General features: G+C 67.8%; 18 protein-coding genes, 3 tRNA genes and 2 pseudogenes. 21 read left to right on the top strand and 2 right to left on the bottom strand.

Features of this window, described 5'->3' with window-relative positions:
• Positions 1-94 precede the first annotated feature (94 nt).
• The 9 genes and pseudogenes from C1J00_RS15460 (at position 95) to C1J00_RS15420 (ending at position 5,439) form a co-directional block, all read left to right on the top strand.
• Positions 95-167, top strand: a tRNA-Thr gene (locus tag C1J00_RS15460).
• A 45-nt stretch (positions 168-212) separates the two neighbouring features.
• Positions 213-285: transfer RNA gene (locus C1J00_RS15455), tRNA-Met, on the top strand.
• 88 nt (positions 286-373) lie between these two features.
• On the top strand, positions 374-538 hold the full coding sequence (gene rpmG, locus C1J00_RS15450) for a 50S ribosomal protein L33 (protein WP_003948671.1): 165 nt from the start codon (positions 374-376) through the stop codon (positions 536-538).
• A 110-nt stretch (positions 539-648) separates the two neighbouring features.
• On the top strand, positions 649-1,101 hold the full coding sequence (locus C1J00_RS15445; RefSeq protein WP_102909652.1) for a MaoC family dehydratase N-terminal domain-containing protein: 453 nt from the start codon (positions 649-651) through the stop codon (positions 1,099-1,101).
• A gap of 8 nt (positions 1,102-1,109) precedes the next feature.
• Positions 1,110-1,538: a MaoC family dehydratase gene (locus C1J00_RS15440; RefSeq protein WP_102909651.1), complete on the top strand. Its 429-nt coding sequence runs from the start codon at positions 1,110-1,112 to the stop codon at positions 1,536-1,538.
• 231 nt (positions 1,539-1,769) lie between these two features.
• A complete protein-coding gene (locus C1J00_RS15435) occupies positions 1,770-2,339 on the top strand; it encodes a TetR/AcrR family transcriptional regulator (RefSeq protein WP_180989563.1) in 570 nt (189 codons plus the stop codon).
• A 91-nt stretch (positions 2,340-2,430) separates the two neighbouring features.
• Positions 2,431-3,876, top strand: a complete 1,446-nt coding sequence (locus tag C1J00_RS15430; RefSeq protein WP_102909649.1) for an MFS transporter — start codon at positions 2,431-2,433, stop codon at positions 3,874-3,876.
• A gap of 31 nt (positions 3,877-3,907) precedes the next feature.
• Positions 3,908-4,286: pseudogene (locus C1J00_RS46765) on the top strand (DUF3291 domain-containing protein).
• A gap of 97 nt (positions 4,287-4,383) precedes the next feature.
• Positions 4,384-5,439 carry a UDP-N-acetylmuramate dehydrogenase gene (locus tag C1J00_RS15420; protein WP_102909648.1) on the top strand — a complete coding sequence of 352 codons (1,056 nt, stop codon included), beginning with the start codon at positions 4,384-4,386 and terminating at the stop codon, positions 5,437-5,439.
• Between the two features lie 168 nt (positions 5,440-5,607).
• On the opposite strand, the gene C1J00_RS15410 is transcribed toward C1J00_RS15420, so the two are convergent.
• Both C1J00_RS15410 and C1J00_RS15405 read right to left on the bottom strand, forming a co-directional pair.
• Positions 5,608-6,639, bottom strand: coding sequence for an adenosine deaminase (locus C1J00_RS15410; protein ID WP_102909647.1), 1,032 nt, complete (start codon positions 6,637-6,639; stop codon positions 5,608-5,610).
• A 149-nt stretch (positions 6,640-6,788) separates the two neighbouring features.
• Positions 6,789-8,015, bottom strand: coding sequence for a pyridoxal phosphate-dependent aminotransferase (locus tag C1J00_RS15405; protein ID WP_102909646.1), 1,227 nt, complete (start codon positions 8,013-8,015; stop codon positions 6,789-6,791).
• Between the two features lie 306 nt (positions 8,016-8,321).
• Between C1J00_RS15405 and C1J00_RS15400 the strand changes: the two genes are divergently transcribed.
• From C1J00_RS15400 to C1J00_RS48540, 12 genes and pseudogenes are all read left to right on the top strand, one after another.
• Positions 8,322-8,394, top strand: a tRNA-Trp gene (locus tag C1J00_RS15400).
• A gap of 108 nt (positions 8,395-8,502) precedes the next feature.
• Positions 8,503-8,787 (top strand): preprotein translocase subunit SecE, encoded by a 285-nt coding sequence (secE, locus tag C1J00_RS15395; RefSeq protein ID WP_102909645.1) that lies wholly within the window; start codon positions 8,503-8,505, stop codon positions 8,785-8,787.
• Positions 8,788-8,867: 80 nt separating this feature from the next.
• The gene (gene nusG / locus C1J00_RS15390) at positions 8,868-9,716 is read left to right on the top strand and encodes a transcription termination/antitermination protein NusG (RefSeq protein ID WP_102909644.1); all 849 of its coding nucleotides are present in this window, start codon (positions 8,868-8,870) and stop codon (positions 9,714-9,716) included.
• A gap of 166 nt (positions 9,717-9,882) precedes the next feature.
• Entirely contained in the window at positions 9,883-10,317 is a 435-nt protein-coding gene (gene rplK, locus C1J00_RS15385) for a 50S ribosomal protein L11 (protein WP_003992325.1), read from the top strand.
• 77 nt (positions 10,318-10,394) lie between these two features.
• Positions 10,395-11,120 carry a 50S ribosomal protein L1 gene (gene rplA, locus C1J00_RS15380; RefSeq protein WP_102909643.1) on the top strand — a complete coding sequence of 242 codons (726 nt, stop codon included), beginning with the start codon at positions 10,395-10,397 and terminating at the stop codon, positions 11,118-11,120.
• 127 nt (positions 11,121-11,247) lie between these two features.
• Complete coding sequence (locus tag C1J00_RS15375; protein WP_102909642.1) at positions 11,248-12,108, top strand: SCO4651 family lipoprotein; 861 nt, start codon at positions 11,248-11,250, stop codon at positions 12,106-12,108.
• A gap of 92 nt (positions 12,109-12,200) precedes the next feature.
• Positions 12,201-13,028 carry an SCO4651 family lipoprotein gene (locus tag C1J00_RS15370; protein ID WP_102909641.1) on the top strand — a complete coding sequence of 276 codons (828 nt, stop codon included), beginning with the start codon at positions 12,201-12,203 and terminating at the stop codon, positions 13,026-13,028.
• Between the two features lie 308 nt (positions 13,029-13,336).
• The gene (rplJ, locus tag C1J00_RS15365; protein ID WP_102909640.1) at positions 13,337-13,867 is read left to right on the top strand and encodes a 50S ribosomal protein L10; all 531 of its coding nucleotides are present in this window, start codon (positions 13,337-13,339) and stop codon (positions 13,865-13,867) included.
• 114 nt (positions 13,868-13,981) lie between these two features.
• Complete coding sequence (rplL, locus tag C1J00_RS15360; RefSeq protein WP_102909639.1) at positions 13,982-14,365, top strand: 50S ribosomal protein L7/L12; 384 nt, start codon at positions 13,982-13,984, stop codon at positions 14,363-14,365.
• Between the two features lie 570 nt (positions 14,366-14,935).
• Positions 14,936-18,421, top strand: coding sequence for a DNA-directed RNA polymerase subunit beta (rpoB, locus tag C1J00_RS15350; RefSeq protein ID WP_102909638.1), 3,486 nt, complete (start codon positions 14,936-14,938; stop codon positions 18,419-18,421).
• A gap of 94 nt (positions 18,422-18,515) precedes the next feature.
• Positions 18,516-22,439 (top strand): DNA-directed RNA polymerase subunit beta', encoded by a 3,924-nt coding sequence (locus tag C1J00_RS15345; RefSeq protein WP_102909637.1) that lies wholly within the window; start codon positions 18,516-18,518, stop codon positions 22,437-22,439.
• 185 nt (positions 22,440-22,624) lie between these two features.
• Positions 22,625-22,753 (top strand): annotated as a pseudogene (locus C1J00_RS48540) (DUF1707 domain-containing protein); the annotation flags it as partial.
• Between the last annotated feature and the right edge of the window lie 43 nt (positions 22,754-22,796).

The following is a 22,796-nucleotide window of genomic DNA, read 5'->3' as shown; positions in this document are numbered from 1 at the left end:
GGAGACGCTCTGCCGACTGAGCTATTGGGGCGAGCGGGGGCCTCGAAACGGATTTGGGTGAACGGCGGCGGAGCGTGTAATGTCTTCATCGCTCGCCCCAATAGCTCAGTCGGCAGAGCGTCTCCATGGTAAGGAGAAGGTCAACGGTTCGATTCCGTTTTGGGGCTCTGGTGTGACTGGTTCCGTCGCAAGGCGGGGCCGGATCGCATCAAAGCGGTGTAGCTCAGTCGGTAGAGCAAGCGGCTCATAATCGCTGTGTCACCGGTTCAAGTCCGGTCACCGCTACTGACAGTAGCCGATTGCGGGGTCGGTCCTTCGATCGGCTACTCTTCTTGCGTTAAACAGTCCATCCGTTCGTCTTAGGAGCACTCACGTGGCTGCCACCGACGTCCGCCCGAAGATCACGCTGGCCTGCGTGGAGTGCAAGGAGCGGAACTACATCACCAAGAAGAACCGGCGTAACAACCCGGATCGCCTTGAGATGAAGAAGCACTGCCCGCGTTGCAATGCGCACACCGCGCACCGCGAAACGCGATAAAAACAGGCTCGTACACGAGGCCGTTCCCGAGTGATCGGGGGCGGCCTCGCGTCGTTGAGGGACCCGTACCGGTCAGTGCCGGTCAGTGAGCTACCAGGAGGTGCCGAGCCATGGCGCTCGACCAGTCCTTCGTGGGGCGGACGTACCCGCCCACCACGCCGTACGAGGTGGGCCGGGAGAAGATCCGTGAGTTCGCCGAGGCGGTCGGGGACGCCAACCCGGCTTACACGGACGCGGAGGCCGCCAAAGCCCTCGGGCACCCCGATGTGATCGCCCCGCCGACGTTCGTCTTCGCGATCACCTTCAAGGCCGCGGGCCAGGTCGTCCAGGATCCCCAGCTCGGCCTGGACTACAGCCGCGTGGTGCACGGCGACCAGAAGTTCGCCTACCGCCGCCCGGTCCGCGCCGGCGACCGGCTCTCGGTCACCTCGACCATCGAGGCGATCAAGTCCCTCGCGGGCAACGACATCGTGGATATCCGCGGCGAGGTGCACGACGAGGCCGGCGAGCACGTCGTGACCGCCTGGACCAAGCTCGTGGCCCGCGCGGCCGAGGAGGCGTGAGCGACCCCATGACCGCGAAGATCTCCTACTCCGACGTTGAGGTCGGCACCGAGCTGCCCGCCCAGACCTTCCCTGTGACCCGCGCGACCCTCGTCCAGTACGCGGGCGCCTCCGGCGACTTCAACCCGATCCACTGGAACGAGAGGTTCGCCAAGGAGGTCGGCCTGCCGGACGTCATCGCGCACGGCATGTTCACCATGGCCGAGGCGATCCGCGTGGTCACCGACTGGACCGGCGACCCGGGCGCGGTCGTCGAGTACGGCGTCCGCTTCACCAAGCCGGTCGTCGTCCCGAACGACGACCAGGGTGCCGTGATCGAGGTCGCCGGCAAGGTCGCCGCCAAGCTCGACGACAACACGGTCCGCGTGGACCTGACGGCGACCAGCGCCGGGCAGAAGGTGCTGGGCATGTCTCGGGCGGTTGTGCGACTGGCCTGAGTCGGCCGCGACACGACGTAAGGGCGCTCTCCGCACGGGGGGCGCCCTTACGCGTGGCTACGCGTGGCTGCACAATGGCTGGCTACGTCATGGCTGGACATGGCCAGACAAGGCTCTGTTGGCGGGACGCCCCTTACGCAGGGCTCTCCAATGTGGCGCGCAGCCCCCTACGCCTGGCCCGTGCGAGCCACCGCTTGACTTGGTTAGTGATTGAGCACTAACTTCGAATGCATGGCAAGGATGAGTGCGGAAGAGCGGCGCGAGAGCGTCATCCGGGCGGCGACGACCGAGTTCGCCCGCGGTGGGTACCACGGCACCTCGACCGAGGCGATCGCCCGCCGGGTCGGCGTGTCGCAGCCGTACCTCTTCCGGCTCTTCCCGGGCAAGAGGGCGATCTTCCTGGCGGCGGCCCAGCGCTGCGTGGAGGACACCATCCGCACCTTCGCGGAGGCCTCCGAGGGGCTCGAAGGCGAAGAGGCCCTGCACGCGATGGGGAACGCGTACACCCAGGTCATCGAGGAGCGCCCCGAGCGGCTCATGATGCAGATGCAGATGTACGTCGCCGTGAAGGCCGCCGAGGAGGAGGGTGACCACGAGTTCGGCGAGTCCGTGCGCGCCGGATGGATGCGGCTGTGGGACACCGTCCACCTCCCGCTGGGTGCCGATGCCGGTGAAACGACGATGTTCCTGGCGTACGGAATGCTCATCAACTGCCTGACGGCCATGGGATTCCCGCCCGAGCACCGAGTCTGGGAAGGCATGTACCCCTCGGCGCGTCGCAAGGCCGGGCCGGAGTACTGACAGGGAAGGGCCGGAATGCGGCGCATCTTCATGACCACGAAAGTTAGTAATCAATAACTAATCTATCACGCAGATTCTTCCTGGGGGAGCGATGTCACAGCAGACCGCGCAGACCGCACATCGCGGGGGAGCCGCCTGGGCCCTCGTCATCACCAGCGTCGCCGGATTCATGGCGGCACTCGACAACCTCGTCGTCACCACCGCCCTGCCCTCCATCCGGGAGGACCTCGGCGGGGGACTGCACGACCTCGAATGGACGGTGAGCGCCTACACGCTGACCTTCGCCGTCCTGCTGATGTTCGGCGCCGCCCTCGGTGACCGCTTCGGCCGCCGACGGCTGTTCATCGCCGGGCTCGCCGTCTTCACCGGGGCCTCCGCCGCTGCGGCCATGGCGCCCGGCATCGACTCCCTCATCGCCGCCCGCGCCGTCCAGGGCGCCGGTGCCGCGGTGATGATGCCGCTGACGCTGACCCTGCTGACCGCCGCCGTGCCCGTCGCCAAGCGCGGCATGGCGTACGGCATCTGGGGCGCCGTCAACGGACTCGCCGTCGCCTCCGGACCGCTCGTCGGCGGCACCCTCGCCGAACACATCTCCTGGCAGTGGATCTTCTGGCTGAACGTCCCGCTTGGCCTGGCCCTGCTGCCGCTCGCCCGCCTGCGCTTGGCCGAGTCCCACGGCACCGGAGCCCCGCTCGACGTCCCCGGCACCCTGCTGGCGAGCGGTGGCCTGTTCGGCATCGTCTACGGACTGGTGCGCGGCCCCGCCGTCGGCTGGACCTCCTCGCTTGTCCTGACCGGACTGTTCGCGGGCGGAGCGCTGCTCGTCGGCTTCATCCTCTACAGCACGCGGGCCAAGAACCCCATGCTGCCGATGCGGCTGTTCCGCTCCCGGGCGTTCTCCGGCATCAACGCGGCGAGCCTGCTGATGTTCCTCGGCATGTTCGGCTCGATCTTCCTGCTCAGCCAGTACATGCAGGGCGTCCTCGGCAACTCGCCCACGGAGGCGGGCCTCAGGATGCTGCCCTGGACCGGCATGCCGATGCTGGTCGCCCCGATCGCCGGGATCCTGGCCGACCGCATCGGCGGCCGCCCGGTCGTCGCCGCGGGCCTCTTCCTGCAAGCGCTGGGCCTCGGCTACATGGCGGTGGTGGCCACGGCCGACGCCTCCTACGCGGCCATGCTGCCCGCCCTGATCGTCAGCGGCATCGGCATGGCGCTGTTCTTCGCCCCCGCCTCGCACCTGGTCATGTCCAGCGTGCGGCCGTCGGAGCAGGGCATCGCCTCCGGCGCCAACAACGCCCTGCGCGAGGTGGGCGGGGCGCTCGGCATCGCCGTCATGGGGTCGATCTTCGCGGCCCAGGGCGGTTACGAGACCGGCCAGACCTTCGTCGACGGCATGCGCCCCGCCCTCGTGACGGGCTCCGCGGTGGTCGCCCTCGCCGGCGTCGCGGCCCTGCTGATACCGACCCGGCGGCGCACGGAGCGGCAGACCGAGGCGGCCGAACCGGCACCGGTGCTGGAGACGGCCACCCACTGACCCCGAAGGACCCGAACAAGGAGAAGCGGCCATGCCCACTCTTCCCTGGACCGTCCCGAACACCCCTCCCCGGAACACCGAGGTGTACGTCTTCGCCTCCCGCTTCGAGACCCGCACACTGTGGGGAGCCCTGAGGTTCCGCGCCGGAACGCCCGCCGTCTGGCGGCAGGTCCGCCGGAGCCCCGGTGTCTACGGAGCCACCCTGAAGGCGCAGCCCTTCAAACGGACCTTCTGGACCCTGTCGGCCTGGGAGTCCAAGGACGCGCTGCACCTTCGTCCGCGCGGGTGCCCACGGCCCGGCCTCCCGCGGCCTCGCCCCACAGATGAGGGCCTCGGCCTTCACCACCTGGCAGGTGAGCAGCGACGACCTCCCGCTCGCCTGGTCCGACGCGCTCCGCCGGCTGGCCTGAGAGCCACCGCGCGCGCGTGCGGCCTCCTTTCCCCGCGGAAGGGGGCCGCACCCACACGTGCCCGGCGTCGTCAGTGCCGTCTCGTACTCTTGAGCCCGTGCAGGAACTCCACGACGCCCCCCTCGCCCCGCTGACGACCTTCCGGCTGGGCGGCCCCGCGCCCCGGCTGATCACCGCGACGACGGACGACGAGGTGATCGCCGCCGTCCGCGAAGCCGACGAGGCGGGCACCCCGCTGCTGCTCATTGGCGGCGGCTCGAACCTGGTCATCGGCGACAAGGGCTTCGAAGGCACCGCCCTCGTCATCGCCACCAAGGGCTTCGCCCTCGACGGCACGTCGCTGGAGCTGGCCGCGGGCGAAGTCTGGACCGATGCCGTCGGCCGTACGGTCGAGGCCGGCCTGGCGGGCATCGAGTGCCTGGCCGGCATCCCCGGCTCCGCGGGCGCGACCCCCATCCAGAACGTCGGGGCGTACGGCCAGGAGGTCTCGTCCACGATCACCGAGGTCGTCGCCTACGACCGCCACACCGGCGCATCGGTCACCCTGGCCAACGAGGACTGCGCCTTCTCCTACCGCCACAGCCGATTCAAGTCCGACCCCGAGCGCTACGTGGTCCTGCGGGTCCGCCTCGCCCTGGAGGACGCCGAGGGCCTCTCCGCCCCCCTTCGGTACGCCGAGACGGCGCGCGCCCTCGGCGTGGAGGCGGGCGATCGTGTTCCGCTCGCGCAGGCCCGCGAGACGGTGCTCAAGCTGCGCGCCGGCAAGGGCATGGTCCTGGACCCCGAAGACCACGACACCTGGTCGGCTGGCTCCTTCTTCACCAACCCGATCCTGACGGACACGGACTTCGCGACGTTCCGCGCACGCGTGCGTGAGCGCCTCGGCGACGGGGTGGAGCCCCCCGCGTACCCGGCAGGCGACGGCCGCACCAAGACCTCCGCGGCCTGGCTGATCGACAAGGCGGGCTTCACGAAGGGGTACGGCGACGGACCGGCCCGCATCTCCACGAAGCACACCCTGGCGCTGACGAACCGGGGCAGCGCGACGACGGAGGACCTTCTCGCCCTGGCCCGTGAGGTGGTGGCCGGCGTCCGAGAGGCCTTCGGTATCACCCTGGTCAACGAGCCGGTGACGGTCGGGGTCAGCCTCTGAGAGGACCTGGTCGTAGATGCCCTTGAGTACGGCGGAGACGACGCCGCGCACGGCCCGGTCGAGCGGACCGTCCCGCTCCGGCGCGGGCCCGAGCGGCGCGGCGCTGACGACGAGCAGTCGGCGTATCCCACGGCGTCCTATCCACCCGACGGGCCGGCGGACAGGCCTCTACGAGGCCAGCCAGTCGTCCACCCCCGCCAGCAGCTTCGTCTTCACGCCCTCCGGGGCCGCCGAACCCCGGACCGACTGCCGGGCCACCTCCGCCAGCTCCGCGTCCGTGAACCCGTGATACCGCCGCGCGATCTCGTACTGCGCCGCCAGCCGGGATCCGAACAGCAACGGGTCGTCCGCGCCCAGCGCCAACGGCACCCCGGCCTCGAACAGCGTCCGCAGCGGCACGTCCTCCGGCTTCTCGTACACCCCCAGCGCCACGTTCGACGCCGGGCACACCTCGCACGTCACCTGCCGGTCCGCCAGCCGCTTCATCAGCCTCGGGTCCTCTGCCGCCCGCACCCCGTGCCCCACCCGCGTCGCGCCCAGGTCGTCCAGACAGTCCCGCACGGACGAAGGCCCTGCCAGCTCACCCCCGTGCGGCGCGGACAGCAACCCGGCCTCGCGCGCGATCCCGAACGCCCGGTCGAAGTCCCGCGCCATCCCCCGCCGCTCGTCGTTCGACAGCCCGAACCCGACCACGCCCCGGTCCGCGTACCGCACCGCCAGCCGCGCCAGCGTCCGCGCGTCCAGCGGGTGCTTCATCCGGTTCGCCGCGACCAGCACCCGCATCCCGAGCCCGGTCTCCCGCGATGTGGTCTCGACCGCGTCCAGGATGATCTCCAGCGCCGGGATCAGCCCGCCCAGCCGAGGCGCGTACGACGTCGGGTCGACCTGGATCTCCAGCCACCCCGACCCGTCCCGGACGTCCTCCTCCGCGGCCTCACGCACCAGCCGCTGGATGTCCTCCGGCTCCCGCAGACACGAGCGCGCGGCGTCGTACAGCCGCTGGAAGCGGAACCAGCCCCGTTCGTCCGTCGCACGCAGTCTCGGCGGCTCCCCGCCGACCAGCGCCTCGGTCAGCGCGTCGGGCAACCGCACCCCGTACTTGTCGGCCAGTTCCAGCACGGTCGAGGGTCGCATCGACCCGGTGAAGTGCAGGTGCAGATGGGCCTTCGGCAGCTCAGAGACATCACGTACGCGCTCCATCCAAAGATCCTGCCGTACGTCCCAGCCGTCCCGGTAGCTGTTTCCCCTTTCGTGGTCTTGCTCGCACAAACAAACTGGCGCAAGCAAAGGGGGCACCTACCGAACTCGGTAGGTGCCCCCGGGCCGCCGCAGGACCGGCGAAGCGGACGTCAGTCCCGTGCCTCCGCCAGCAGCTTCTGGATCCGGCTCACACCCTCGACCAGGTCCTCGTCACCCAGCGCGTACGACAGCCGCAGGTAACCCGGCGTGCCGAAGGCCTCACCCGGTACGACCGCGACCTCGGACTCCTCCAGGATCAGCGCGGCCAGCTCGACCGTGTCCTTGGGCCGTCGGCCCCGGATCTCCTTGCCGACCAGGGCCTTCACGGACGGGTACGCGTAGAACGCGCCCTCCGGCTCCGGGCACACCACACCGTCGATCTCGTTCAGCATCCGCACGATGGTCTTGCGGCGCCGGTCGAAGGCCTCACGCATCGCCGACACGGCGTCCAGGTCACCGGAGACGGCGGCCAGCGCGGCGGCCTGGGCGACGTTGGACACGTTGGACGTGGCGTGCGACTGCAGGTTCGTCGCGGCCTTGACGACGTCCTTCGGGCCGATGATCCACCCGACCCGCCAGCCGGTCATCGCGTACGTCTTGGCGACACCGTTGACCACGACGCACTTGTCGCGCAGCTCGGGCAGCACCGCCGGCAGCGACACGGCGGAGGCGTCGCCGTAGACGAGGTGCTCGTAGATCTCGTCGGTCATCACCCACAGGCCGTGCTCGACGGCCCAGCGGCCGATGGCCTCGGTCTCCTGCTCGGTGTAGACCGCGCCGGTCGGGTTGGACGGCGAGACGAAGAGGACGACCTTCGTCTGCTTCGTACGGGCTGCCTCCAGCTGCTCCACGGTCACCCGGTAGCCGGTCGTCTCGTCGGCGACGACCTCCACCGGGACACCCCCGGCCAGCCGGATCGACTCCGGGTACGTCGTCCAGTACGGCGCGGGCACGATGACCTCGTCGCCCGGGTCGAGGATCGCGGCGAAGGCCTCGTAGATGGCCTGCTTGCCGCCGTTGGTGACGAGGATCTCCGAGACGTCGGGCTCGTAGCCCGAGTCCCGCAGCGTCTTCGCGGCGATCGCGGCCTTCAGCTCGGGGAGGCCACCGGCCGGCGTGTAGCGGTGGTACTTCGGGTTCGAGCAGGCCTCGATGGCCGCCTGGACGATGTAGTCCGGAGTCGGGAAGTCGGGCTCACCGGCGCCGAAGCCGATCACCGGCCGCCCGGCCGCCTTGAGGGCCTTGGCCTTGGCGTCCACGGCGAGGGTGGCGGACTCGGAGATCGCGCCGACTCGGGCGGAGACCCGGCGCTCGGTGGGAGGGGTTGCAGGGCTCATGAGCCCCATCGTTTCAGACCGGAAACGCGCGCGGCACGGGGGTTTCACAGACTGAACAACGTCGGGCAAACCCCTGAACAACAGTGCGGATCGCCCGCACGGCCTGCGTGATCTTCAGCGGATTCCCGTCACTCCACCCCCCGTTCCGGAGGCGATCTTCCGCCAACGAGCCCTCACACGGGCCCTTTCTGTTCGACGACCGGCCGTGGAGCACGTACACTCTCACCTCGTTGGCCTTCAGCAGGCTGCGCCCGTTCGGTGCACACCAAGCATCCGGATGGATGCGGTACGTTGGGTGGCACACAAAGGGTCGTAGCTCAATTGGTAGAGCACTGGTCTCCAAAACCAGCGGTTGGGGGTTCAAGTCCCTCCGGCCCTGCTACACACACCTTCGCCAGGATGTGTGCGCATGTACGTACAGCAATGCACCGCCGTGCGGCTCAGACCGGGCGCGGCACGGCCACGACCCGGAATCAGGTGAGGACGAGTGACGGACGCCGTGGGCTCCATCGACATGCCTGATGCCCAGGACGAGGCGCCGGAGTCGAAGAAGGCCCGCAAGGGTGGCAAGCGTGGCAAGAAGGGCCCGCTGAAGCGCCTTGCCCTCTTCTACCGCCAGATCGTCGCGGAACTGCGTAAGGTCGTTTGGCCGACCCGCAACCAGCTGACGACCTACACGACCGTGGTGATCATCTTCGTCGTCATCATGATCGGCCTGATCACCGTGATTGACTATGGGCTCAGTAACGCCGCCAAGTACGTGTTCGGCTGAGCAGTCCGCGAAGAGCGCCGAGGTACCCGGCGCTCCTTTCGCATGTTCCACCCCCATGTATCCAGGAAGAAGCAGCCACCGTGTCTGACCCGAACGTGAACGACGCCATCGAGCCGGTCGAGTCCGTCGAGGACGAGCTCGACATCGTCGAGGGCGCGGACAACGAGGACACCGAGGCCTCCGCCGAGGTCGAGGCTGCCGACGCCGTCGAGGACGACGCCGCCGAGGCGGAGACCGAGGACGCCGCCGAGGCGGAGACCGAGGACGGCGAAGAGGCCGCGGAAGAACTCGAGGAAGAGCCCGAGGACGACCGCGACCCGATCGAGAAGCTCCGCGAGGAACTGCGGCTCCTGCCCGGCGAGTGGTACGTCATCCACACCTACGCCGGCTACGAGAACCGCGTGAAGACCAACCTGGAGCAGCGCGCCGTCTCGCTGAACGTCGAGGACTTCATCTTCCAGGCCGAGGTGCCGCAGGAAGAGGTCGCCCAGATCAAGAACGGCGAGCGCAAGACGATCAAGCAGAACAAGCTCCCGGGCTACGTCCTCGTCCGCATGGACCTGACGAACGAGTCCTGGGGCGTCGTCCGCAACACCCCCGGCGTCACCGGCTTCGTGGGCAACGCCTACGACCCGTACCCGCTGACCCTGGACGAGATCGTCAAGATGCTCGCTCCCGAGGCCGAGGAGAAGGCTGCCCGCGAGGCCGCCGAGGCCGAGGGCAAGCCGGCTCCGCAGCGCAAGGTCGAGGTCCAGGTGCTGGACTTCGAGGTCGGCGATTCGGTCACCGTCACCGACGGCCCGTTCGCCACGCTGCAGGCGACCATCAACGAGATCAACCCGGACTCGAAGAAGGTCAAGGGCCTCGTCGAGATCTTCGGCCGCGAGACGCCGGTCGAGCTCTCCTTCGACCAGATCCAGAAGAACTAACTTCCGGATTCACCGCTTCCGCGCAGGTCAGGCGATCGCTCCGGCGCTTGCCTGACCTGCGCGGTTTTTGGCCGCGCATCTATACCCGTTATCGTTGTGCGGTATGCCTGCATCCGGGTGGTCCCCGTATGCGGGCAGGACCCGAACCGAAAGGACCCGGAGAGCTATGCCTCCCAAGAAGAAGAAGGTCACGGGGCTCATCAAGCTCCAGATCCAGGCCGGTGCCGCCAACCCGGCCCCGCCGGTCGGCCCCGCGCTGGGTCAGCACGGCGTCAACATCATGGAGTTCTGCAAGGCCTACAACGCCGCGACCGAGTCGCAGCGTGGCTGGGTGATCCCGGTGGAGATCACGGTCTACGAGGACCGTTCCTTCACCTTCATCACCAAGACGCCGCCGGCCGCGAAGATGATCCTGAAGGCCGCGGGCATCGAGAAGGGCTCCGGCGAGCCGCACAAGACCAAGGTCGCGAAGATCACGCGTGACCAGGTCCGCGAGATCGCCACCACCAAGATGCCCGACCTCAACGCCAACGACCTGGACGCCGCCGAGAAGATCATCGCCGGCACCGCCCGTTCCATGGGCGTCACGGTCGAGGGCTGAGCCCCAACCTCCATCAGCAGAAGTGGCAGGGCCTGCTCGGCCCGGACCACGACTCCTAAGAACCCACAGGAGCAGTAGTGAGCAAGCGCAGCAAGTCCCTTCGCGCTGCGGACGCCAAGATCGACCGGGAGAAGCTCTACGCCCCGCTCGAGGCCGTCCGTCTCGCCAAGGACACCTCCACGACCAAGTTCGACGGCACCGTCGAGGTCGCCTTCCGCCTGGGTGTCGACCCGCGCAAGGCCGACCAGATGGTCCGTGGCACCGTGAACCTTCCGCACGGCACCGGCAAGACCGCCCGGGTCCTGGTCTTCGCGACCGGTGACCGTGCTGCGGCCGCGGAGGCCGCGGGCGCCGACATCGTCGGCTCCGACGAACTGATCGACGAGGTGTCGAAGGGCCGTCTGGACTTCGACGCCGTCGTCGCCACCCCGGACCTCATGGGCAAGGTCGGCCGCCTCGGCCGCGTGCTCGGTCCGCGTGGTCTGATGCCGAACCCGAAGACCGGCACCGTCACCCCCGACGTGGTCAAGGCCGTCAACGAGATCAAGGGCGGCAAGATCGAGTTCCGCGTCGACAAGCACTCGAACCTGCACTTCATCATCGGCAAGTCGTCCTTCGACGACACCAAGCTGGTGGAGAACTACGGCGCCGCGCTGGAGGAGATCCTCCGTCTGAAGCCGTCCGCCGCCAAGGGTCGCTACATCAAGAAGGCCGCCATCAGCACCACGATGGGCCCCGGCATTCCGATCGACCCGAACCGCACCCGCAACCTCCTCGTCGAGGAGGACCCGGCCGCGGTCTGAGCCTGACGGCTCACCCAACCGGTCACGGGCCCCGCACCTCTCACAGGTGCGGGGCCCGTTCCCCTTTCCGGTACGTACGCCGGTGGCCTGGGTTAACGTGCGGGAACCGGATACGAACGGGGGACGTATGCAGGGCACGACCGTGCGCCGCGCAGGCCTGGTGGTCGCTGTGGCGACCGCGCTGACGGGGCTGGCCGCCTGCACCTCCCCGGACTCCTCCGACGGCCCCGGCCAGAAGGAGGACCGCGCCGCGCATCGCCGTTCCCTGGCGGCCCTGCGCTCCGCCGAGCGCGCCACCGAGCGCGCCGAGTCCGCCCGGGTCGAGTCCACCACGACCATGGGCTCGCTGATGTCCATGACCGCCGACGGCACCCTCGGCTGGAGCGACGGCGTCACCGGCACCCTCACCATCACGTACACCGGCGGCACCATGGCCGACACCATGCGCCGGCTCGGCACCACCTCGATGGAGGCCCGCTACCTGCCCGACGCGTACTACGCGCGCATGGGCGCGAAGTTCGCCGAGCAGACCGGCGGCAAGCACTGGATCCGGTACGCGTACAACGACCTCGGAGCCCTCACCGGAGGTTCCGGCTCCCAACTCGGCGACCGGATGCGCAGCACCACCCCCAACCAGTCGGTGAAGCTCCTGCTGTCCTCCGGCGATGTCAGGAAGGTCGGCCAGGAGACCGTCCGCGGCCGGAGCGCCACGCACTGGTCCGGCACCGTGACGGCGGCCGACATCGCCGACGCCGGACTGAGGAAGCAACTCACCGAGGCCGGAGTCACCACCGAGACCGTCGACATCTGGGTCGACCAGCGGGACCTGTTGGTCAAGAAGGTCGAGAAGGCGCGGATGACCACGGGCCTGATGACCCAGACCGCCCACTACGCCGACTACGGCGTCGCGGTCCGGGCCGAGCGGCCCCCGGAGTCCGACACCGGAGACTTCGAGGACCTGATGCGGAAGCGGACCGGCAAGCCCTGAGGCCTCCCTCGATTCGGATAGATCACTTGTGCCCTCTGGGATAGGCTCACTGCCTTGCTGTGAAGCAAGCATGTATTCCTTGGGGGGAATCAATGAAGACATCCATACCCGCCGCCGGGCTGGGCGCTCTGCTGCTCGCCGCCGGCGCTGTCGGCTGCGGTTCCGAGCAGTCGCCGGAGATGACGCCCGCGGCGGCCGTCGCCAAGGCGGCGAAGAACACGGAGGACATCACGTCCCTCCAGTACCGCATGAAGGGCACGGTCCCGGAGTCGGGCCGTGTCACGGGCGAGGCGTCCATGCGCCTGAAGCCCACGATCGCCATGAGCATGAAGATGCAGGCGCCCGATCAGGCCGCCGGTGAATCCGTGGAGATCCGTCTCGTCGACAAGGCCATGTATCTCGGTGGGGGAGCCGAGATGGCCAAGGAGATGGACGGCAAGCGCTGGCTGAAGTTCGATCTCTCAGGCTCCGACGCGGCCAAGGACCTGGACCAGATGGGGTCCACGAGCCAGGCCGAGCAGAACCCGGCGGCGGAGTCCACCTTCCTCACGGGCGCCAAGGACGTGAAGAAGGTCGGCAGCGAGAAGGTCGACGGCGTCGAGACCACCCACTACTCGGGCACGGTCACCCTCGCCGACCTGCGTGCTTCGCTCAAGGACAGCAAGGCGGAGACCCGCAAGCAGCGCGAGAAGAGCATCAAGCAGTACGAGAAGCTCGGCGTCGACAAGCTCACGATGGACATGTGGGTCGACGGCGAGGACCACACCAAGCAGTTCCGCATGAAGGGCCAGGCCGACAAGGGCCCGATGGACATGACCATCACCTTCCTCGACTACAACAAGCCGGTCACCGTCAAGGTGCCGCCGGCCGGCGAAGTCGCGGACCTGGGCGAGATGTTCAAGGAGCTGGAGCAGGGCTGAACCGCTCCGCGCTGATCAGCCGTACGGGCGGATTTGCTTGACGGCGATCCGTTCCCGTACTCTCCTACAGAAGCCAAAGACCGCTGGTCGTTACCGCGCGCTCATCAGAGGGCGTGGTGGCCGAAGGATCCGCTGAACGGCGGACGACCCGCGCAGGTGACACTGGAGAAGCTCCCGGAGTCCGCCGCCTCGTGCGTGCGTGAAACCGGTCGAGCTACGCCCCGTGCGCTTGCGCCGGGGCGTTTCGTTTTCCCCAGTCCTCCTTCGGGTCCGCGCGGTCCGAATCACCCGGAAGGAGGCCGAGGCTCATGGCGAGGCCAGACAAGGTCGATGCCGTCGAGGAGATGCGGGAGAAGTTCCGCAACTCCAACGCTGCTGTCGTTACCGCGTACACCGGTCTCACCGTCGCGCAGCTCCAGCAGCTGCGTCGTTCACTCGGTGAGAACGCTCAGTACCGTGTGGCGAAGAACACGCTGACCAAGATTGCGGCCAACGAGGCCGGGATCACGACGCTGGACGACCTCTTTGCGGGTTCGTCGGCCGTCGCCTTCGTGACCGGTGACCCGGTCGAGGCGGCGAAGGGTCTCCGTGACTTCGCCAAGGACAACCCCAGTCTCGTCATCAAGGGCGGCGTCCTTGACGGCAAGGCGATGTCCGCCGAAGAGATCAAGAAGCTTGCGGACCTCGAGTCCCGCGAGGTTCTGCTCTCCAAGCTGGCGGGTGCCTTCAAGGGCAAGCAGTCCCAGACTGCTCAGCTCTTCCAGGCGCTTCCCTCGAAGCTCGTCCGCACCGTGGACGCGCTCCGTGCCAAGCAGGACGAGCAGGGCGGTGCCGAGTAACTCGGCTCGCATCCCGGCCGCCGCTGCCTGAACGCGGCGACCGTAGCGGGCCAGACGTACGCCCGCCTCACATGTACATCCGGCACCTGCCGATTTAGTGGAAGGACCGCCATCATGGCGAAGCTCAGCCAGGACGACCTGCTCGCCCAGTTCGAAGAGATGACCCTCATCGAGCTCTCCGAGTTCGTGAAGGCGTTCGAGGAGAAGTTCGACGTCACCGCCGCCGCCGCGGTCGCCGTTGCCGGCCCGGCCGGCCCGGCCGCCCCGGCCGAGGCCGCTGAGGAGCAGGACGAGTTCGACGTCATCCTCACCGGTGCCGGCGACAAGAAGATCCAGGTCATCAAGGTCGTGCGTGAGCTGACCTCCCTGGGTCTGAAGGAGGCCAAGGACCTCGTGGACGGCGCCCCGAAGCCCGTTCTCGAGAAGGTCGCCAAGGACGCCGCCGAGAAGGCCGCCGAGTCCCTCAAGGGCGCCGGCGCCTCCGTCGAGGTCAAGTAACACCTCTCGGATCCGTCAGGATCCGGACACGTCCCACTGGACGTGTAACGCGTAAGCGCGGAAGAGCGATCATCCATCCGGGTGGTCGCTCTTCGGCGTTTTCGGGGGCGGGCCACGGTTACCTTGAAGCCCCGGTGACGGGGGGTATGGTGATCTTCGTCGTGTCTCCGGGCGGCTCCGGATCGGGCAGGGGGGCCTTGACGAACCGCACGCAGCGCGCAATTCTCAGGACGCGTCGTCACAGGATCCGAATCCGAGGCATGGATCGACGACGAAGAGGGCAGTATCAACGTGCGTTGAGGGCAGCGCCGTGTCGCAGGAGTGGAACAACGAGGGTGAACACGGGTTCCAGGACCCGCACTGGACATCAGTGGGCCAAGTGGCTACACTGACCCTTTGCGCTGCCTGTTAGCTGTCCCCTGCCCGTCACCAGGGGTCTGCCCTCGCCCGAGCATCGACGACAAGATCCGTTGACCTGGCCTCATCGCCGGACCGACGCAGCTTGTCTCCGTGTACGGGAGAGGGGCCGGTACGCGCGTAGTGAGTCCGAGCCCTCGGAAGGACCCCCTCTTGGCCGCCTCGCGCAACGCCTCGACCGCGAATACGAACAACGCCGCCAGCACTGCCCCGCTGCGCATCTCTTTTGCAAAGATCAAGGAGCCTCTCGAGGTTCCGAACCTGCTCGCGCTGCAGACCGAGAGCTTTGACTGGCTCCTCGGCAACACCGCCTGGCAGAGTCGGGTCGAGGAGGCTCTCGAGAACGGTCAGGACGTCCCCACCAAGTCCGGGCTGGAGGAGATCTTCGAGGAGATCTCTCCGATCGAGGACTTCAGCGGGTCGATGTCGCTGACCTTCCGCGACCACCGCTTCGAGCCGCCGAAGAACTCCATCGACGAGTGCAAGGACCGCGACTTCACATACGCGGCCCCGCTCTTCGTCACCGCGGAGTTCACCAACAACGAGACCGGCGAGATCAAGTCCCAGACGGTCTTCATGGGCGACTTCCCGCTCATGACCGGTAAGGGCACCTTCGTCATCAACGGCACCGAGCGTGTCGTGGTGTCGCAGCTCGTCCGTTCGCCCGGTGTCTACTTCGACTCCTCCATCGACAAGACGTCCGACAAGGACATCTTCTCCGCGAAGATCATCCCGTCCCGGGGTGCCTGGCTGGAGATGGAGATCGACAAGCGCGACATGGTCGGTGTCCGCATCGACCGCAAGCGCAAGCAGTCCGTCACCGTCCTGCTCAAGGCTCTCGGCTGGACCACCGAGCAGATCCTCGAGGAGTTCGGCGAGTACGAGTCCATGCGCGCCACCCTGGAAAAGGACCACACCCAGGGCCAGGACGACGCGCTGCTCGACATCTACCGCAAGCTGCGTCCGGGCGAGCCCCCCACGCGTGAGGCCGCGCAGACGCTGCTGGAGAACCTGTACTTCAACCCCAAGCGCTACGACCTGGCCAAGGTCGGCCGCTACAAGGTCAACAAGAAGCTGGGTGCGGACGCTCCGCTGGACGCGGGCATCCTGACCGTCGAGGACATCATCTCGACGATCAAGTACCTGGTGAAGCTGCACGCGGGCGAGACCGAGACGGTCGGCGACAGTGGTACGAACATCGTCGTCGAGACCGACGACATCGACCACTTCGGCAACCGCCGCCTGCGCAGCGTCGGCGAGCTCATCCAGAACCAGGTCCGTACGGGTCTGGCGCGTATGGAGCGTGTCGTCCGCGAGCGGATGACGACCCAGGACGTCGAGGCGATCACGCCGCAGACCCTGATCAACATCCGGCCGGTCGTCGCCTCCATCAAGGAGTTCTTCGGCACCAGCCAGCTGTCGCAGTTCATGGACCAGAACAACCCGCTGTCGGGTCTCACCCACAAGCGCCGTCTCTCGGCTCTTGGCCCGGGTGGTCTCTCCCGTGAGCGGGCCGGCTTCGAGGTCCGTGACGTGCACCCCTCGCACTACGGCCGCATGTGCCCGATCGAGACGCCCGAAGGCCCGAACATCGGTCTGATCGGCTCGCTCGCCTCCTACGGCCGGGTCAACGCGTTCGGTTTCGTGGAGACCCCGTACCGCAAGGTGTTCGAGGGCCAGGTCACCGACGAGGTCGACTACCTGACCGCCGACGAGGAGGACCGCTTCGTCATCGCGCAGGCCAACGCGCAGCTGACGGACGACCTCCGCTTCGCCGAGGCCCGCGTCCTGGTCCGCCGTAAGGGCGGCGAGGTCGACTACGTCACCGGCGAGGACGTGGACTACATGGACGTCTCGCCGCGCCAGATGGTGTCGGTCGCGACCGCCATGATCCCCTTCCTCGAGCACGACGACGCCAACCGTGCCCTCATGGGCGCGAACATGATGCGTCAGGCCGTGCCGCTGATTAAGTCCGAGTCCCCGCTCGTCGGCACCGGCATGGAGTACCGCTCCGCGGTCGACGCCGGCGACGTGGTCAAGGCCGAGAAGCCCGGTGTGGTCCAGGAGGTCTCCGCGGACTACATCACCACCGCCAACGACGACGGCACGTACATCACGTACCGCCTGGCCAAGTTCGCCCGCTCCAACCAGGGCACATCGGTCAACCAGAAGGTCATCGTCAACGAGGGCGACCGGATCATCGAGGGCCAGGTCCTGGCCGACGGTCCGGCCACCCAGAACGGCGAGATGGCGCTGGGCAAGAACCTGCTCGTGGCGTTCATGCCGTGGGAGGGTCACAACTACGAGGACGCGATCATCCTGTCGCAGCGCCTCGTGCAGGACGACGTCCTCTCCTCGATCCACATCGAGGAGCACGAGGTCGACGCCCGTGACACCAAGCTCGGCCCCGAGGAGATCACCCGGGACATCCCGAACGTCTCCGAGGAGGTCCTCGCCGACCTCGACGAGCGCGGCATCATCCGTATCGGTGCCGAGGTCGTCGCCGGCGACATCCTCGTCGGCAAGGTCACGCCCAAGGGTGAGACCGAGCTGACGCCGGAAGAGCGCCTGCTGCGCGCCATCTTCGGTGAGAAGGCCCGTGAGGTCCGTGACACCTCGCTGAAGGTGCCGCACGGCGAGATCGGCAAGGTCATCGGCGTCCGCGTCTTCGACCGCGAGGAGGGCGACGAGCTTCCCCCCGGTGTGAACCAGCTGGTGCGCGTCTACGTCGCGCAGAAGCGCAAGATCACCGACGGTGACAAGCTCGCCGGCCGCCACGGCAACAAGGGCGTCATCTCGAAGATCCTGCCGATCGAGGACATGCCGTTCCTGGAGGACGGCACCCCGGTCGACATCATCCTCAACCCGCTCGGTGTCCCGTCCCGAATGAACCCGGGACAGGTCCTGGAGATCCACCTCGGCTGGCTCGCCAGCCGCGGCTGGGACGTCTCCGGTCTCGCGGACGACTGGGCCCAGCGCCTGCAGGCCATCGAGGCCGACCAGGTCGCCCCGGGCACCAACGTCGCCACCCCCGTCTTCGACGGTGCGCGTGAGGACGAGCTGGCCGGTCTGCTGAACCACACCATCCCGAACCGCGACGGCGAGCGCATGGTGCTCCCGACCGGTAAGGCGCCGCTGTTCGACGGCCGCTCCGGCGAGCCGTTCCCCGAGCCGATCTCGGTCGGCTACATGTACATCCTCAAGCTGCACCACCTGGTCGACGACAAGCTGCACGCCCGCTCGACCGGTCCGTACTCGATGATCACCCAGCAGCCGCTGGGTGGTAAGGCCCAGTTCGGTGGCCAGCGCTTCGGTGAGATGGAGGTGTGGGCGCTGGAGGCTTACGGCGCCGCGTACGCCCTCCAGGAGCTGCTGACCATCAAGTCCGACGACGTGACCGGCCGCGTGAAGGTCTACGAGGCCATCGTCAAGGGCGAGAACATTCCCGAGCCCGGCATCCCCGAGTCCTTCAAGGTGCTCATCAAGGAGATGCAGTCCCTGTGCCTCAACGTGGAGGTGCTGTCCTCGGACGGCATGTCCATCGAGATGCGCGACACCGACGAGGACGTCTTCCGCGCTGCGGAGGAGCTTGGCATCGACCTGTCCCGGCGTGAGCCGAGCAGCGTCGAAGAGGTCTGACGGGAGTCCGGAGGCCTTCGCGATGAAGGCCTCCGGCCCCAGGACCCCCGTATCAGACCCCATGACTTACAACCCTGAGAGGGATTGACGCATAGTGCTCGACGTCAACTTCTTCGACGAGCTCCGGATCGGTCTGGCCACCGCTGACGACATCCGTCAGTGGAGCCACGGCGAGGTCAAGAAGCCCGAGACGATCAACTACCGCACGCTCAAGCCCGAAAAGGACGGACTCTTCTGCGAGAAGATCTTCGGTCCGACCCGGGACTGGGAGTGCTACTGCGGCAAGTACAAGCGTGTCCGCTTCAAGGGCATCATCTGTGAGCGGTGTGGCGTCGAGGTCACCCGCGCCAAGGTGCGCCGTGAGCGGATGGGCCACATCGAGCTCGCCGCTCCCGTCACGCACATCTGGTACTTCAAGGGCGTCCCGTCGCGGCTGGGCTACCTGCTCGACCTGGCTCCCAAGGACCTCGAGAAGGTCATCTACTTCGCGGCGTACATGATCACGTACGTCGACGAGGAGCGCCGTACGCGCGACCTGCCCTCGCTGGAGGCCCACGTCTCCGTCGAGCGCCAGCAGGTCGAGCAGCGCCGCGACGCCGACCTGGAGGCCCGGGCCAAGAAGCTCGAGACCGACCTGGCCGAGCTGGAGGCCGAGGGCGCCAAGGCCGACGTGCGCCGCAAGGTGCGCGAGGGTGCCGAGCGTGAGATGAAGCAGCTGCGCGACCGTGCGCAGCGCGAGATCGACCGGCTCGACGAGGTGTGGAACCGCTTCAAGAACCTCAAGGTCCAGGACCTGGAGGGCGACGAGCTGCTCTACCGCGAGCTGCGTGACCGCTTCGGCACGTACTTCGACGGTTCGATGGGTGCCGCGGCGCTGCAGAAGCGCCTGGAGTCCTTCGACCTCGACGAGGAGGCCGAGCGCCTCCGCGAGATCATCCGCACCGGCAAGGGCCAGAAGAAGACCCGTGCGCTCAAGCGCCTCAAGGTCGTCTCCGCGTTCCTGCAGACCAGCAACAGCCCCAAGGGCATGGTGCTTGACTGCGTGCCGGTCATCCCACCGGACCTCCGCCCGATGGTGCAGCTGGACGGTGGCCGCTTCGCGACCTCCGACCTGAACGACCTGTACCGCCGTGTGATCAACCGGAACAACCGCCTGAAGCGCCTTCTCGACCTCGGTGCGCCCGAGATCATCGTGAACAACGAGAAGCGCATGCTCCAGGAGGCCGTCGACGCGCTGTTCGACAACGGCCGCCGCGGTCGCCCGGTCACCGGTCCCGGTAACCGCCCGCTGAAGTCCCTCAGCGACATGCTGAAGGGCAAGCAGGGCCGCTTCCGTCAGAACCTGCTCGGTAAGCGTGTGGACTACTCCGCGCGTTCCGTGATCGTCGTCGGTCCGCAGCTGAAGCTGCACCAGTGCGGTCTGCCGAAGGCCATGGCGCTGGAGCTCTTCAAGCCGTTCGTGATGAAGCGCCTGGTCGACCTGAACCACGCGCAGAACATCAAGAGCGCCAAGCGCATGGTCGAGCGCGGCCGCACGGTCGTGTACGACGTGCTGGAAGAGGTCATCGCGGAGCACCCGGTTCTGCTGAACCGTGCGCCCACGCTGCACCGCCTCGGCATCCAGGCCTTCGAGCCGCAGCTGGTCGAGGGCAAGGCCATCCAGATCCACCCGCTCGTCTGCACCGCGTTCAACGCGGACTTCGACGGTGACCAGATGGCCGTGCACCTGCCGCTGTCCGCGGAGGCGCAGGCCGAGGCCCGCATCCTGATGCTGTCCTCGAACAACATCCTCAAGCCCGCCGACGGCCGCCCGGTGACGATGCCGACCCAGGACATGGTCCTCGGTCTGTTCTTCCTCACCACCGACGGCGAGATGCGCGACCTCAAGGGCGAGGGCCGTTCCTTCGCCTCGGTCGCCGAGGCGATCATGGCCTTCGACGCGGGCGAGCTCTCGCTCCAGTCGAGGATCGACGTCCGCTTCCCGGTCGGCACCATCCCGCCGCGTGGCTGGACCCCGCCGGCGGGCGAGGAGGGCGCTGCGTCCGAGGGCGGCTCCGCCGCGGGCGAGTGGCAGCAGGGTGACCCCTTCCGGCTGAACACCACCCTGGGCCGCGCGCTCTTCAACGAGCTGCTGCCCGAGGACTACCCGTTCGTCGACTACGAGGTCGGCAAGAAGCAGCTCTCCGAGATCGTCAACGACCTGGCCGAGCGCTACCCGAAGGTCATCGTGGCGGCGACGCTCGACAACCTGAAGGCGTCCGGCTTCTTCTGGGCGACCCGTTCCGGCGTCACCGTGGCCATCTCCGACGTCGTCGTTCCCGAGGCGAAGAAGGAGATCGTCAAGGGCTACGAGGCGCAGGACGAGAAGGTCCAGAAGCAGTACGAGCGCGGTCTGATCACCAAGGACGAGCGCACGCAGGAGCTCATCGCGATCTGGACCAAGGCGACCAACGAGGTCGCCGAGGCGATGAACGACAACTTCCCGAAGACCAACCCGATCTTCATGATGGTGAACTCGGGTGCACGAGGCAACATGATGCAGATGCGTCAGATCGCCGGTATGCGTGGTCTGGTGTCGAACGCGAAGAATGAGACGATCCCGCGTCCGATCAAGGCGTCCTTCCGTGAGGGCCTGTCCGTGCTGGAGTACTTCATCTCCACGCACGGTGCCCGTAAGGGTCTGGCGGACACCGCTCTGCGTACCGCCGACTCGGGTTACCTCACGCGTCGTCTGGTCGACGTCTCCCAGGACGTCATCATCCGCGAGGAGGACTGCGGCACCGAGCGCGGTCTGCGCCTCAAGATCGCGGACCGGAACGCCGAGGGCGGGCTGGTCAAGACCGAGGACGTCGAGACGTCCGTGTACGCGCGCTGCCTCGCCGAGGACATCGTGGTCGACGGTCAGGTGCTGGCCCCGGCCGGCACCGACCTGGGCGACGTCCTCATCGAGGAGCTCGTCCGGCGCGGTGTCGAGGAGGTCAAGACCCGCTCGGTCCTGACCTGCGAGTCCGCCGTCGGTACCTGCGCGATGTGCTACGGCCGTTCGCTGGCCACCGGCAAGCTGGTGGACATCGGTGAGGCGGTCGGCATCATCGCCGCCCAGTCCATCGGTGAGCCCGGTACCCAGCTGACGATGCGTACCTTCCACACCGGTGGTGTGGCCGGTGACGACATCACCCAGGGTCTGCCGCGTGTCGTCGAGCTCTTCGAGGCCCGTACCCCGAAGGGTGTCGCCCCGATCTCCGAGGCCCAGGGCCGCGTGCGGATCGAGGAGACCGAGAAGACCAAGAAGCTCGTCGTCACCCCGGACGACGGCAGCGACGAGACGGCGTTCCCGATCTCGAAGCGTGCCCGTCTCCTGGTCAGCGAGGGCGAGCACGTCGAGGTGGGCCAGAAGCTCACCGTGGGTGCCACCAACCCGCACGACGTGCTGCGTATCCTGGGCCAGCGTGCCGTCCAGGTCCACCTGGTCGGCGAGGTCCAGAAGGTCTACAACTCGCAGGGTGTGTCGATCCACGACAAGCACATCGAGATCATCATCCGGCAGATGCTCCGCCGCGTGACGATCATCGAGTCCGGCGACGCCGAGCTGCTGCCCGGCGAGCTGGTCGAGCGCTCGAAGTTCGAGACCGAGAACCGTCGTGTGGTCCAGGAGGGCGGTCACCCGGCCTCGGGTCGTCCGCAGCTCATGGGTATCACCAAGGCCTCGCTGGCGACGGAATCCTGGCTGTCGGCCGCCTCCTTCCAGGAGACGACCCGAGTTCTGACGGACGCGGCGATCAACGCCAAGTCCGACAGCCTCATCGGCCTCAAGGAGAACGTCATCATCGGTAAGCTCATCCCGGCCGGTACGGGTCTGTCCCGCTACCGCAACATCCGGGTCGAGCCGACCGAGGAGGCCAAGGCCGCGATGTACTCGGCCGTCGGCTACGACGACATCGACTACTCGCCGTTCGGCACGGGCTCCGGCCAGGCCGTTCCGCTGGAGGACTACGACTACGGTCCGTACAACCAGTAAGCGAGTCGCTTGAGTCGAAGGGCGGTCACCCTGCGGGGTGGCCGCCCTTCGGCGTGTCCGCGGTCCGGCCGGCAGGCGGCGCTCCGCGGTCCGGCCGACACGCGGTGCTCCGCCGTCGACGCACCGGTGCCGGAACCTCCGCTTCGGCGCATCATGGAAGGACTCCGGCACCCGGGAGGTGCGCCGTGTCGCAGCCCTATCCGTCCTGGCAGCCCTGGCAGGGCTCCGGCCCTCCGTCGATGCTCGCGTCGCACGCCGACCGGGAGCGGGCCGTGGACGTGCTCAGAGCCGGGTACGGCGAGGGGCGGATGGAGCAGGGGGTGTCTCTTATACACATCTGACGCTGCCGACGAACCC

The sequence above is a fragment of the Streptomyces cahuitamycinicus genome, from assembly GCF_002891435.1.
GTDB classification, from domain to species: Bacteria; Actinomycetota; Actinomycetes; order Streptomycetales; family Streptomycetaceae; genus Streptomyces; species Streptomyces cahuitamycinicus.
This window is presented reverse-complemented; position numbering and strand designations above follow the sequence as displayed.